The sequence below is a fragment of the Streptomyces sp. NPDC005774 genome (genome assembly GCF_042871645.1).
GTDB lineage: Bacteria > Actinomycetota > Actinomycetes > Streptomycetales > Streptomycetaceae > Streptomyces > Streptomyces pratens.
In genome coordinates, this window is sequence record NZ_JBIAIV010000008.1 from 176450 (window position 1) to 189493 (window position 13044).

Genomic DNA, 13044 nt, shown 5'->3' on the forward strand with positions numbered 1-13044 from the left:
CTGGACGGCATACCGACTGGTCGGCATCATGTGTCGGGTACTGTCACCGGCCCGTAGGAGCGAGTATGAGCCCCGACCACCCGCCCGGACTGGATCTCGACCGGCTGGGCGCGCTGCTCGGCCGGGAGCGGCCCGGTCTGGTGAACGGCCCGCTCTCCGGCCGGCTGATCGAGGGCGGCAGGTCGAACCTCACCTACGCGGTCTCCGACGGCACCGCGAAATGGGTGGTACGGCGTCCGCCGCTCGGGCATGTCCTGGCCACCGCGCACGACATGAGGCGCGAGCACCGCGTGATCAGCGCGCTGCACCCCACTCCCGTCCCGGTGCCCCGCACGGTGCTGCTGTGCGAGGACGAGGAGGTGCTCGGGGCGCCCTTCTACGTCATGGAGTTCGTCGAGGGCACCCCGTACCGGACGGCGGACCAGCTGGCACCGCTCGGCCCGGAGCGCACCCGGCGGGTGGTGCTCGCCCTGGTGGACACGCTGGTCGACCTGCACGCGGTGGACCCCGGTGAGGTGGGCCTGGCCGACTTCGGCCGCCCCGAGGGCTTCCTGGACCGGCAGCTGCGGCGCTGGGGCAAGCAGCTGGACGCCTCCCGCAACCGGGAGCTGGCCGGGATCGACGAACTGCACGCCGCGCTCGGCCGGGAGCTGCCCCGTTCCCCCGCGCCGTCCGTGGTGCACGGCGACTACCGCCTGGACAACGTCCTGATCGCGAGCGCCGAGGGGGACGCCGACTCGATCCGGGCGGTCCTCGACTGGGAGATGTCCACACTCGGTGATCCGCTGACCGACCTCGGTCTGCTGGTGATGTACGGCATGCCGCTGGGCATGCCCGACTCCCCGGTCTCCACGACCGCCGAGGCCCCCGGGCATCCGTCGCCCGCCGAGCTGATCGAGCGGTACGCCGCCCGTTCGGGCCGCGACGTCTCCGGGGTCGCCTGGTACACGGCGTTCGCCTGGTTCAAGCTCGCGGTGATCCTCGAGGGCATCCACTACCGCTACACGCTGGGGCAGACCGTCGGCCCCGGCTTCGACCGCATCGGCGATCTCGTCCCCGTTTTTATCGAGCACGGTCTGACCACGCTTCGCGAAGGCCTCCGGAAGGGCTGAACCATGGACTTCACGTTCGACGCGCGCACCGAGGAACTGCGGGCCGCACTCCTCGCCTTCATGGACGGGCACGTCCTCCCCGCCGAGCGGGTCGCCGACGAGCAGCGTGCCGCGCTGGACTCGCCGTGGGCGAGCCCTCCGGTCGTGGAGGAGCTCAAGGCCGAGGCACGCAGGCGGGGCCTGTGGAACCTGTTCCTGCCCGGCTCCGCGCACGGTGCCGGGCTCACCAACCTCCAGTACGCGCCGCTCGCCGAGATCATGGGCCGCTCCCCGCAGCTGGCGCCCACGGTGACGAACTGCGCGGCGCCCGACACCGGCAACATGGAGGTGCTGGCGCAGTTCGGCGACGAGCGGCAGCAGAAGCAGTGGCTGGAGCCGCTGCTGGCGGGTGAGATCCGCTCGGCGTTCGCGATGACCGAGCCGGACGTGGCCTCCTCGGACGCCACCAACATCACCACGCGGATCGAGCGGGAGGGCGACGACTACGTCATCACCGGCCGCAAGTGGTACATCTCCGGGGCGATGCACCCGGACTGCCGGATCTTCATCGTGATGGGCAAGACCGACCCGGGCGGGGCCGACGTCCGCCGCCAGCAGTCCATGGTCCTGGTGCCGCGCGACACCCCGGGCGTCACGATCACACGCGCTATGCGGGTGTTCGGCTACGAGGACCACTCCCACGGCGGCCATGCCGAGGTGGTCTTCGACCGGGCCCGCGTGCCGGTGTCGAACCTGATCGGCGAGGAGGGCGGCGGCTTCGCCATCGCGCAGGCCCGGCTCGGTCCCGGTCGGATCCACCACTGCATGCGGCTGATCGGCATGGCCGAGCGGGCGATCGAGCTGATGTGCCGGCGGGCCGTGTCCCGTGACGCCTTCGGTAAGTCGCTGGCCCAGCAGGGTGTCGTGCAGAACTGGATCGCGGACGCGCGGGTCGCCGTCGAGCAGTTGCGGCTGCTGGTGCTGAAGACGGCCTGGATGATGGACACGGTCGGCAACCGGGGCGCGCACACCGAGATCCAGGCCATCAAGATCGCGACCCCGCGCACGGTCGTCGGCATCCTCGACCGGGCCATCCAGTTGTACGGTGCGGGCGGGGTCAGCCAGGACCACCCGCTGGCCGAGCTGTACGCGGCCGCCCGGACCCTGATGATCGCCGATGGACCGGACGAGGTGCACCAGCGGTCGCTGGCGCGGCGGGAGATCAAGAAGTACCGCTAGGCCCCGGTGCCCGGGCCCCGGTTCTGCGGGGCCCGGGGCCCCCGGCGCCTCAGGGCCGCAGGGCGCGCAGCAGCAGGTCGGCGAGGTGGTCGGCGACCTGCTGCGGGGTGAGGGGGCCGTCGGGGCGGTACCAGGTCGACAGGTGGTGGACGGAGCCGAAGTGGTAGTCCACCACCAGGTCGGCCGGGGTCGCCGTGGAGAACACGCCCGCCGCCTGGCCTTCCTCGACCAGCGCGCGGAAGCGCTCGTGGTAGCGGCGGCGCTCGGCCCGTACCTGCTTGTTCTTCTCCGGACTCAGATGGTGCATGGAGCGGAAGAAGATCGACGCGTCGTCGAGGTTCTCGATCGTCGTGACGACGACGTCGGCCGCCGCGCCCCGCAGGCGCTTCTCGATCGGCTCGTCGGCGTTCGCGTAGGCGTCCAGACGCTCCTGCTGGACACGCAGCACGCGCGCGTAGACCTCGTGCAGCAGGTCGTCCTTGGAGCCGAAGTAGTGGTAGAGCGCACCCTTGGTGACTCCGGCCGCCTCGACGATCTCCTGCACCGAAGTGCGGTCGTAGCCCTGCTCGGCGAAGAGCCGGGTGGCGGCGGCCAGGAGCCGCTGCGGCACCGGGGGCCCGTCGCCGTCCGTCGTCCTGGCCACTTCCGCCACCTGCCTTCCGTGTCACTGCCGGTCGTCGTCGGACCCTGCCGGTACCGCCGGCCGTCATCGGCCGGGGCGCTCGGTCCGTTACCCCGACAAGGATCTTCCCACCCCGCGGCCCCGGCGCGTCGGGCAGGACCGCATCGCGGTACGCGGGACCTTCCCGCGTACCGGTTTCACCGGGTGGACTCCCAGTGCCGCTGGATGCGGTTCATTCCGCCGAGCCAGCGCTCAGGGTCGGCGGCGCGGGCCTGGTAGTACTCGGCGACCTCGGGGTGCGGCAGGATCAGGAAGCGGTCCTCGTCGATGCCGCGGAACAGCGCGTCGGCCACGTCGTCCGGCTCGATCGCGGTCGGTCTGAGGACCAGGTCGCCCGCACTGCCGCTGGCGGTGAGCATGTCGGTGCGTACGCCCTGAGGACAGATCGCGTGGACCTTCACCCCCCGGTGGCGGTACGTCAGCGACAGCCACTCGGCGAAGGCGTAGGCGCCGTGCTTGGTGACGCTGTAGGGGGCCGTGCCGATCATGGTGAGGAGTCCGGCGGCGGAGACGGTGGAGACGAAGCGGCCGCTGCCGCGCTCCAGCCAGTCCGGAAGCAGCGCGTGCGCCGCGCGGACGTGGGCCATGACGTTGACGTCCCAGGAGAGCGCCCAGCCCTGCTCGTCGAGCGGTTCGCCGGGTTCCCCGCCGTCGCGGCCGACGCCGGCGTTGGCGCAGTAGACGTCGACCGTGCCGCCGAGCGCGTCGCGGGCGTCGGTGACGACGGACGAGGCATCGCCCGGGACCGCGATGCCGCCGATCTCGTCGGCGACGGCCTTGGCTCGGTCGGCGTCCAGGTCGTTGACGACGACCAGGGCCCCCTGGCCGGCGAAGCGGCGGGCGAGTGCCGCCCCGATGCCGCCCCCGGCCCCCGTGACGATCACCTTCGCACCCTGTACGGCTTCCACCATCGGCTCCTTCGGCACGGCTGCCCGGTTGCTTCCCGGCCATGTGACGGCATGACCACATGGCCGCCTCGGCCGCACGACCACGTGGCCGTGCGACGCGTCGCGCCAGACTAACCGGTCGGTATGCCGTGCGGAAGAGAAGCGCCGAACGGCGGCGGTCCGGCTCGTTCCCCGAGCGGTTCACGCGCGTTAACGTGCGTGGGCATGACACCGGCAGCGATCACGGAGGTCACGGTATGAGACTGTCCAGACGGAGCCTGCTCGCCACCACCACAGCCACCCTCGCGGCCTCCGCCGCGACCCCGGCGGCCTCCGCGGCGGCCGCCCAGGGCCGTACGGGCCCTACGGAAGGACCCACGGAATCCGGGCGGGCGGCCCCGGCGACCGGGGGCCGGCGCCTGCGCACCGGCTTCGAGCAGCTCGCCGCGGACGGTTACGCGCCGCTCGACGGGGAGCGGGTCGGCGTGGTCACCAACCCGACGGGCATCACCCGGGACGTGCGGCACATCGTCGACGTCATGCACGCCGACGACCGCGTGGACCTGACCGCCGTGTTCGGCCCCGAGCACGGTTTCCGGGGCACCGCGCAGGCGGGCGGCTCGGAGGGCCGCTACGACGACCCGGCGACCGGACTGCCCGTCTACGACACGTACCTGAAGAGCGGCCGGCCGCTCGCCGACGTCTTCACCGCGTCGGGCGTCGACACGGTCGTCTTCGACATCCAGGACGCGGGCGCCCGCTTCTACACGTACATCTGGACGCTCTACGACTGCATGGAAGCGGCGCAGCTCGCGGGCAAGCGGTTCGTGGTCCTCGACCGGCCGAACCCGGTGACCGGGCGGGCAGCCCTGGGGCCCGTGCTGCACCCGGAGTTCGCGACGTTCGTCGGGCGGCAGCCGATCGCGCAGGCGCACGGGATGACGGTGGCGGAGCTGGCACGGCTGTTCAACGCCGAGTTCCTGACCGCGCCGGTGCGGCTGGAGACGGTACGGATGTCGGGCTGGCGGCGGTCCGACTTCTACGACGCCTCGGGGCTGCCCTGGGTGCCGCCCAGCCCGAACATGCCGACGCCCGAGACGGCCCTGGTGTACGCGGGGACGTGCCTGTTCGAGGGCACCAACCTGTCCGAGGGACGCGGGACGACCCGGCCGTTCGAGCTCCTGGGCGCGGAGGGGATCGACGGGCGCTGGGCGGCCGAGGCGAACGGCCTGGGTCTGGCGGGCGTGCGGCTGCGTGAGGCGTACTTCGCCCCCACCTTCTCCAAGTTCCAGGGGAAGACGGTCGGGGGTGTGCAGCTCCATGTGCACGACCGGGAGGCGTTCGATCCGGTACGTACGGGGGTGGGACTGCTGGTGAGCGCGAAACGGACGTGGAGCGGTTTCGCCTGGCGCCCGGACTACTGGATCGACAAGCTCACCGGCTCCGAACGGGTGCGCACGATGGTCGACGCGGGTGCGGACACGGACGAGGTGGTGGCCGGCTGGCGGGAGGAACTGGCGGCGTTCCGGCAGACGCGGCGGGAGTACCTGCTGTACCGCTGAGCGCGCGCCCCGGACACCGGCGCCCCGGACAGCGGCCGACCGCCGCCGTCCGGGGCGCTCGGCATGTGCCGGCCCTTCACCGCTGTCACCTGCGTGGACACCGCCCCGGTGGCGCTCTCCGGGACGGCGGGGTGATCAGGGACACGATCGGTGCGCATAACACCGCGGCCTTCAGGAACCCGTGGAGGCCGCGGGGAGTTCTCCGTCTGTCGAGGGTGATGCGCGCGGTACGCCGCGGCACGGGCGTCTCCCCGACGGGCCGGAGTGCCGGGAGGTTCCCGCCGGGTATGCGCACGGGCCCGCCCGGGCAGCCGCCGGGAACCGGGGCGGCGAGCGGAACGGCGAGGGAGGCAACCATGGGCATGACCGCGGAGACGACCGTGGAGCGGACCACGGGACCGCCGTGGGGAATCACGACTGAAGCACGGGTCAATGAAGTTGACTCAGAGCTCCGCGCGACCGGCCGAGGGAGGCCGTCGGAAAAAAGGATGGAGCCGATTCGCTTGTCGATACGTCTATTCGACGACGTCCGTTCGACGACGCCGAAGTGACCGGATTACAGGTGCAGGTGTGACGGAGGTGCAGGACGATGGCCGGTTTCCGAAGTCTGGCGAGACAGGTCCGAGATCCGCGGTGCGACCTGGCACTGCGGCGCTATTCGCTGCGCAAGTGCCTTGAACGGTTCGCTCCGTACGGGCACAGGGCGACCTGGGACCATCTGTGCGCGCGTGCGGGGTTCGACCCCGAGGACCGCTCCGTCGACCCGGCGCGGCTCGTGGCCGCACTGGACGAGCTGGAGGAGGCCCGCGCGGTCTGGCTGGGCTACGAGGTGGAATTCGCCGAGCGCCGCAGGAAGGAGAAGCACGGCGGCCTGCGTAGGCCGGGCAGTGTGGACGACTGGCACCGGCTGACCTGGGGCGGTTTCGGCGTGGCCTGGTGCGACGACCCGGGGGTGCATCCGCGGGAAGCGCTGGCCGAGGTGCTGCGGCGGCTGATCGCCGCGCTGGAGCGCGAGCCGGGCGCGGCCTGCCCCGTGTGCCGGGGGGAACGGCTCAGGTGGCGGTACGGCCTGGACCACGAGCCATCGGCGGGACCGGTCTGCGCGAACTGCGGAATCCTGGTGCCGCGCCCCGTCCTGACGACCGAGGCGCTGGCGGACGCCAGGCGGTCGAAGGCGCTGGTGTCGGCCTGAGGAGTGTGGGGGTGCGCCGGGGATGCCGCGCCCCCACTGTCACGCGGTGCCGGTGCCGGCCTGCGGGGTGCCCGGCCCGGAGAGTCCTTTCTCGGTCAGCAGCCGGGAGCCCGTCAGACGGTCGCCGAAGACGTCGTCCGGGTTGGACAGAACGCAGGTGTCCAGCGAGAGGCAGCCGCAGCCGATGCAGTCGGTGAGGTGGTCGCGCAGCCGGTTGAGCTGCTTGATGCGCTCGTCCAGCTCCGTACGCCACACCTCGGAGAGGTGGGCCCAGTCCTCCCGGGTGGGGGTGCGCTCCTGGGGCAGTTCGGCGAGCGCCCCGCGGATCGTGGCGAGCGGGATACCGACCCGCTGGGCGGCCCGGATGAAGGCGACCCGGCGCAGGGTGTCACGGGTGTAGCGGCGCTGGTTGCCCGAGGTGCGCCGGCTGCTGATCAGGCCTTTGGACTCGTAGAAGTGCAGGGCCGAGACGGCGGCGCCGCTGCGCGCGGCGAGCCGGCCGACCGTGAGCTCGTGGATCTTCTCCGGAATCTGGGGCACGCCCCGAAGGCTACCCACTCCGACGCGGTCGCCGGTCCGTTGACAAGGGCCGTACGGCCGACCATGCTAAGCAGTCGCTTAGGCATGCGCGCGGGTGGCGCGTGCGATCACGTGACGCGGGAGGCCGGGACATGGCAGAGCCGAGAATCTTCACGTCCGTCGACGATCTGAAGGCGGCGGTGGGTGAGCAGCTGGGGTACACGGACTGGCTGGAGGTCGACCAGAAGCGGATCGATCTGTTCGCCGAGGCCACCGGGGACCACCAGTGGATTCACGTCGACCCGGAGCGGGCCGCGGCGGGGCCGTTCGGCACGACCATCGCGCACGGCTATCTGACGCTGTCGCTGCTGCCGCTGTTCGGCCCGCAGCTGCTCTCCGTCGAGGGCGTGCGGATGGGCGTCAACTACGGAACGAACAAGGTGCGTTTCCCCGCGCCCGTCCCGGTGGGATCACGGGTGCGCGCCACCGCGAAGATCACCGCCGTCGACGAGGTGGGGGGCGGTGTCCAGGTGACCACGGCGTTCACCGTGGAGCGCGAGGGCGGCGACAAGCCGGTGTGCGTGGCCGAGTCGGTGGCCCGGTACTACCTCTGAGGCCCGGCGGGCCGCGCGCTACTCCCCCTGGGTCGTGTCCGTGCGCTCGGCGCCGACCATGCGCAGGACGAGGTCGGCGTAGAGGGCGCCGACCTCCTCGGGGGTTCGGGAGCCGTTGACGTTGAACCAGCGTGCCACGTCGATGCAGAGGGAGAGCACGGCGAGGGTGGTTCCCCGCACGTCGGGGACGTCGAACTCGCCCGAGCGCACACCCTCCTCGATGATCCCGCGCACCTCGGCGTCGACCTGCCGGCGCAGGGCAATGATCTCGGCTCGGGCGTCGGAGCCGAGCGAGTCGAGTTCGTACTGCACGACCCGCGCGGTGGTGCGTCCGCCCGCGTGCCAGCGGACGAAGGAACTCACGGCCTCGGCGAGGCGCCGGGTCGGGCTGCCCTCGGCACGGGCCGCGGTACGCAGGATGTCCAGGGCCTTCTCGTGGCCGATCCTGCTGATGCGGTGGAGCAGCTCTTCCTTGGTCTTGTAGTGGATGTAGAGCGCGGCCGGGCTCATGCCGGCGCGGCCCGCGATGTCGCGGGTCGTCGTGGCGTGGTAGCCACGCTCCGCGAACGCCTCGACGGCGGCGAGCAGCAGCCGTCGGGCCGCGTCGGGCGTGACCTCACCCCACGGCTGCGCCTCGGCGCCGGCCGTCTCCTCCGCCGTACTCATCGCTCACCCCATTCACTGGCAGGGGTAACACCATACCGGCAAGGGTGAGCGATCGCTTAGGACCGGTTCCCGCCCACTCGCCCGAGCGGGGACCGGCCGCCACGCCACGGAGCGCTCACAGCTTTTCGAACGGGTCGTGCTCCGCGAGGAGCTTCTCCAGCCGCGCCTGGTCCACCCGGCTCACGATCTGCCCGGCCTCCTGGCGGTCACGGATGACCTTGGCCAGGGTGAAGGCGGAGGTGACGAGGTACAGGACGGCGATCGCCATGAAGCCGCGCACCCAGGCGTTGGCGTCGAGCCGGACGATACCGAAGGCGGTCGCGCCCAGGGCGACGGCGAACGATGCGACGGCCTGACCGTAGAAGGCCGCCGTATTGTGCTGCTTGAGGGGTGTGTCGCTCATGGGAACAGGGTCGGCGACCGCGGTACTCCGCGCATCCGTCAGGATACTCAGACCCGCCACGGACCGGCTACTCAGACCGGCCGGTCCGCCTCCTCCCCCTGATCCGCCCCGCCCGGTCCGCCCCGTCCGTGCGGTCCCGCCCGGCGGTCTCCCCGTCTCAGAACGCCGAAACCCCGGTCAGCGCACGGCCGATGACCAGCTTCTGGATCTGGCTCGTGCCCTCGTAGAGCGTCATGACGCGGGCGTCGCGCAGCAGCTTGCCCGCCGGGTACTCGTCGATGTAGCCGTAACCGCCGTAGACCTGGAGGGCGTTGTTGGCGGCGCGGACGGCCGCCTCCGAGGCGAAGAGCTTGGCCTTGGAGGACTCGACGGCGAACGGCCGGCCGCGGTCGATCAGATCGGCGACCCGCCAGGTCAGCAGCCGGGCGGCGTCGACGTCCACGGCGATGTCGCTGATCAGTTCCTGGACGAGCTGGTGATGGGCGATGGTCTTCCCGAACTGCTCGCGCTCCCCCGCGTACCGCACGGCCGCGTCGAGCGCGGCCTGGGCTATGCCGACACAGCCCGCGGCGACCGACATGCGCCCCTTGGCGAGGGCGGACATGGCGACGGAGAAACCCTTGCCCTCGGGGGCCAGCATCGCCGACGCGGGCACACGCACGTCCTCCAGCACCAGCTCGGCGGTGGCCTGGCCGCGCAGGCCGAGCTTTCCGTGCAGGGTGCGGCGGGTCAGGCCGGGGGCGTCGGCGGGCACGAGGAAGGCGGACACGCCCTTGTGGCCGGGGGCGTCGGTGGACCGGGCGAACAACAGGACGACATCGGCCCAGGTGCCGTTGGTGATGAACGCCTTGGTGCCGTTGACGACGTAGTCGTCGCCGTCGCGCACCGCCCGGGTGGAGAGGTTGCCGGCGTCGGAACCGGTGCCCGGCTCGGTGAGGCCGAAGCAGCCGACGTACGTGCCGGAGGTGAGCCCGGGGAGCCAGGTCCGCTTCTGCTCCTCGCTGCCCCACGCGGCGACGGTCTTGGCGACCAGCCCCAGGGACACGGAGACGATCCCGCGCACGGAGGAGTCGCCGCGGCCCAGTTCCTCGGTGACCAGGCAGTACGCGAGATGGTCGCCGCCGCAGCCGCCGTACCGCTCGTCGATCGTCAGCCCGAGAAAGCCGAGGTCGCCGAGTTTCTTCACGATGCCCCGGTCGACCTCCTCCGCTCGGTCCCAGGCCGTGGCGTGGGGCACGACCTCACGCTCGACGAAGTCCCGGGCGAGCCGGCGGACGGCGCTCTGCTCCTCGCTGAGCTCCAGGTTCATGACAGTCACCCAACCCCGGGATTTTAATTACCACTGCTAGTTTTCTGGTCCAGCCCTACTATGTGCGCCATGGCCCGACCGCGCAAGCCCTTGCTCAGCACCGACCGGATCGTCGAAACGGCCCGGGAGCTCGTGGACGCGGAGGGCCTGGCGGCCCTCTCCACACGCCGGCTCGCCGCACAGCTGGGGGTCAGCGGGCCCTCGCTCTACAACCACTTCCGCACCAAGGACGAGATCCTGGAGGCGGTGGCCGACTCGGTGAGCGCACTGGTCGACCTGTCGATGTTCGAGGACGCCCGGGACTGGCGGACCGCGCTGCACGACTGGGCCGTCTCCTACCGGGCGGCGCTGCGCGCCCACCCCAACATCGTGCCGGTCCTGGCCCGCGGTCCCGGCCGCCGCCCGGCCGCCCTGCGGCTCGCCGACGCGGTCTACGGCGCGATGGCCGAGGCGGGCTGGCCGCCCGCGCAGGCCACGTCCATCGGCGCGCTGATGCGGTACTTCATCATGGGTTCGGCGCTCGGCTCCTTCGCTGGAGGCTTCGTGGACGACGCCGGCGCCTACGACCCCGCCGACTATCCCCACCTCGGCCAGGCCCATCTGCTCGCCGAGAAGCAGGAGAAGATCGACGAGCGAGCCTTCGAGACGGGCCTGACAGCGCTGCTGGACGGCCTGGCCGGGCAGTACGAGCAGGTGCGGAGCGCCGAGTAGGACCTCAGGACCTCCCGCGGGCGACACGGGTGCGGACAGGGGTCAGGGGGTCAGGGGGTCAGCCCGACCGTACGGTTCGGCCGTCGCCGAAGTGTCCGTACCGCATGCTGGGGCGCATGACCACGAAGGACCCCCGGGCCGCCGGACTCGCACGGCTCGCCGGACTGCTCGCCGACGAGACCCGGGCCGCGTGTCTGCTGGCACTGCTGGACGGCCGGGCCTGGACGGCGGGCGAGCTGGCGCGGCACGCGGGTGTCGCCCCCTCCACGCTGAGCGGGCATCTGGGCAAGCTCGTTGCCGGCGGGCTGCTCGCCGAGGAACGGCAGGGCCGGCACCGGTACGTACGGCTCGCCGACGCGCGGGCCGCCCAGCTGGTGGAGGAACTGACCGCGCAGATCGCCCCGGATGCGCACCGGCGTCCGCGCACCCTGCGGCAGGCGGGTGCGGGCTCGGCGGCGGCCCGCGGGCGGACCTGCTACGACCATCTCGCCGGCCGGCTCGGAATCGCGGTCACGGACGCGTTCACGGCCCGCGGGCTGCTGCTCCAGGACACCGGGTTCGCGCTCACCGGGACGGGCCTGCGCTGGTTCGACGCCCTCGGCATCGGCCTCGACCGGAGCGCCCGCCGCCCGCTGGCCCGCGCCTGCCTGGACTGGACGGAACGCCGCCCCCACCTCGCCGGAGCCGCCGGGGCGGCCTTGTGCCGGCATGCCCTGGACGTGCGGTGGTGCGTCCGCATCGGCTCCGAGCGCGCGGTGAAGGTGACGGAGGAGGGCGCGCGGGCACTGTCGGAGCTGCTGGGCATCGAGCAGTCGACCCTGTGACGGAGGCCGGCGGCCACCGGCCCGCCCACCGACCCGCTCGCCGGGTCCGGAGTGTCGTGCCGTAGCCCTTGCGGGCGCCTTCGCATGTGCGCGGCAACGCGGCGAGGTGCGGTGCCGGGGCCCGCGAGCCAGGCCCGGCCCGATCCGATCCGAAGGACAGGCTCTAGAAGACCACCAGGGCCCGTCCGCCCTTGCCCGCCAGCATGGTGTCGAAGGCGGCCGGGATGCCGTCCAGGGCGATCCGTTCCGTCACCAGGGCGCCCAGGTCGAACCGGCCGGCCCGGATGTGTCCGGCGAGGACGGGGAGGTCGCGGGCGGGGTCGGAGTTGCCGTAGACGCAGCCGGACAGGGTCCTGCCCCAGTGGAAGATCTCCAGGGCGTTGAAGGTGACCTGCTGGTCCTTGCCGCCGATGCCGACGACCGCGGTGCGTCCGCCGCGCCGGGTGGATTCCCAGGCGGTGCGGATGGTGATCGCTCGGCCCACGCACTCGACGGCCACGTCCACGCCCTGCTTCCCGGTGAGGGCCCGGATCTCGCGGGCGGTGGTGTCCGAGGCCACGACGTACTCGGTCGCCCCGGCGGAGCGGGCCAGTTCCTCCTTCTCCGGGGAGACGTCGACCGCGACGATCGTCGCCGCGCCCGCGATCCGGGACGCCTGGAGGGCGGCGAGGCCCACTCCCCCGACGCCGAACACGGCGACCGACTCCCCGGGCCGGACCTGCGCGCAGTGGTGGACGGCGCCGTAGCCGGTGAGCACGGCGCAGCCGAGCAGGGCGGCGTCGGTGAGCGGCACGCCGTCGGGGGCGGGCAGGACGCAGGAAGCGGGCACCACCGTCTCCTCGGCGAAGGCGGCGACGTTCAGGCCGGGGTGGAGCGCGGTGCCGTCGTCGGCGCGGTGGGCGTGCACCGCGGCGGCGCCGCTCAGGGCGTCGGCGCACAGCCACACCTCGCCGCGCACACAGGCGGGACAGACACCGCAGGAGGGCGCCCAGTTGAGGACGACGCCGTCGCCGGGCGCGACATGGGTGACGCCCTCACCGACGGAGACGACCGTGCCGGCCCCCTCGTGGCCCAGCACGGCCGGGACCGGGAGACGCATGGTGCCGTTGGTCAGGGACAGGTCGGAGTGGCAGACCCCGGCTGCGGCGAGCCGGACCCGGACCTTCCCGGGGCCGGGTTCGGGCAGGTCGATCCCCGTGATCTCCAACGGGGCGTCGACGGCGGACAGTACGGCGGCGCGGACAACCATGATGGTGGGACTCCCCTGGAACCGGAGGGACTTGGTCAGTGCTCAAGGAGCCGGTACCGAGCCGGGTCGAAACCAGCTCGGAACCGGCTCGGAACC

At 72.3% G+C, this 13044-nt stretch carries 14 protein-coding genes; 7 read left to right on the forward strand and 7 right to left on the reverse strand.

Features of this window, described 5'->3' with window-relative positions:
* Positions 1-65 precede the first annotated feature (65 nt).
* Positions 66-1112, forward strand: coding sequence for a phosphotransferase family protein (locus tag ACFYQA_RS10585; RefSeq protein WP_388914476.1), 1047 nt, complete (start codon positions 66-68; stop codon positions 1110-1112).
* Between the two features lie 3 nt (positions 1113-1115).
* Positions 1116-2330 carry an acyl-CoA dehydrogenase family protein gene (locus ACFYQA_RS10590; RefSeq protein ID WP_388914479.1) on the forward strand — a complete coding sequence of 405 codons (1215 nt, stop codon included), beginning with the start codon at positions 1116-1118 and terminating at the stop codon, positions 2328-2330.
* Between the two features lie 49 nt (positions 2331-2379).
* Here ACFYQA_RS10590 and ACFYQA_RS10595 read toward each other — a convergent pair whose 3' ends face one another.
* Positions 2380-2973, reverse strand: coding sequence for a TetR/AcrR family transcriptional regulator (locus ACFYQA_RS10595; protein WP_388914482.1), 594 nt, complete (start codon positions 2971-2973; stop codon positions 2380-2382).
* A 176-nt stretch (positions 2974-3149) separates the two neighbouring features.
* The gene (locus ACFYQA_RS10600; RefSeq protein ID WP_388914485.1) at positions 3150-3923 is read right to left on the reverse strand and encodes an SDR family oxidoreductase; all 774 of its coding nucleotides are present in this window, start codon (positions 3921-3923) and stop codon (positions 3150-3152) included.
* A gap of 233 nt (positions 3924-4156) precedes the next feature.
* Here ACFYQA_RS10600 and ACFYQA_RS10605 point away from each other — a divergent pair, with 233 nt between their 5' ends.
* A complete protein-coding gene (locus tag ACFYQA_RS10605; RefSeq protein WP_388914488.1) occupies positions 4157-5461 on the forward strand; it encodes an exo-beta-N-acetylmuramidase NamZ domain-containing protein in 1305 nt (434 codons plus the stop codon).
* 589 nt (positions 5462-6050) lie between these two features.
* On the forward strand, positions 6051-6653 hold the full coding sequence (locus ACFYQA_RS10610) for a hypothetical protein (protein WP_388914491.1): 603 nt from the start codon (positions 6051-6053) through the stop codon (positions 6651-6653).
* 39 nt (positions 6654-6692) lie between these two features.
* Here ACFYQA_RS10610 and soxR read toward each other — a convergent pair whose 3' ends face one another.
* Positions 6693-7193, reverse strand: a complete 501-nt coding sequence (gene soxR, locus ACFYQA_RS10615; RefSeq protein WP_386399977.1) for a redox-sensitive transcriptional activator SoxR — start codon at positions 7191-7193, stop codon at positions 6693-6695.
* Positions 7194-7324: 131 nt separating this feature from the next.
* On the opposite strand from soxR, the gene ACFYQA_RS10620 reads away from it, so the two are divergent.
* Positions 7325-7786 carry a MaoC family dehydratase gene (locus ACFYQA_RS10620; RefSeq protein WP_388914494.1) on the forward strand — a complete coding sequence of 154 codons (462 nt, stop codon included), beginning with the start codon at positions 7325-7327 and terminating at the stop codon, positions 7784-7786.
* An 18-nt stretch (positions 7787-7804) separates the two neighbouring features.
* On the opposite strand, the gene ACFYQA_RS10625 is transcribed toward ACFYQA_RS10620, so the two are convergent.
* The 3 genes from ACFYQA_RS10625 to ACFYQA_RS10635 form a co-directional block, all read right to left on the reverse strand.
* The gene (locus tag ACFYQA_RS10625) at positions 7805-8452 is read right to left on the reverse strand and encodes a TetR/AcrR family transcriptional regulator (protein ID WP_388914497.1); all 648 of its coding nucleotides are present in this window, start codon (positions 8450-8452) and stop codon (positions 7805-7807) included.
* Between the two features lie 115 nt (positions 8453-8567).
* On the reverse strand, positions 8568-8855 hold the full coding sequence (locus ACFYQA_RS10630; protein ID WP_388914500.1) for a YiaA/YiaB family inner membrane protein: 288 nt from the start codon (positions 8853-8855) through the stop codon (positions 8568-8570).
* A 157-nt stretch (positions 8856-9012) separates the two neighbouring features.
* Complete coding sequence (locus ACFYQA_RS10635) at positions 9013-10164, reverse strand: acyl-CoA dehydrogenase family protein (protein WP_388914503.1); 1152 nt, start codon at positions 10162-10164, stop codon at positions 9013-9015.
* A gap of 69 nt (positions 10165-10233) precedes the next feature.
* Here ACFYQA_RS10635 and ACFYQA_RS10640 point away from each other — a divergent pair, with 69 nt between their 5' ends.
* On the forward strand, positions 10234-10875 hold the full coding sequence (locus ACFYQA_RS10640; RefSeq protein ID WP_388914506.1) for a TetR/AcrR family transcriptional regulator: 642 nt from the start codon (positions 10234-10236) through the stop codon (positions 10873-10875).
* 116 nt (positions 10876-10991) lie between these two features.
* On the forward strand, positions 10992-11699 hold the full coding sequence (locus ACFYQA_RS10645; protein ID WP_388914509.1) for an ArsR/SmtB family transcription factor: 708 nt from the start codon (positions 10992-10994) through the stop codon (positions 11697-11699).
* 163 nt (positions 11700-11862) lie between these two features.
* Here the strand turns inward: ACFYQA_RS10645 and ACFYQA_RS10650 are convergent, their stop codons facing one another.
* A complete protein-coding gene (locus tag ACFYQA_RS10650) occupies positions 11863-12948 on the reverse strand; it encodes a Zn-dependent alcohol dehydrogenase (protein WP_388914512.1) in 1086 nt (361 codons plus the stop codon).
* Positions 12949-13044 lie beyond the last annotated feature (96 nt).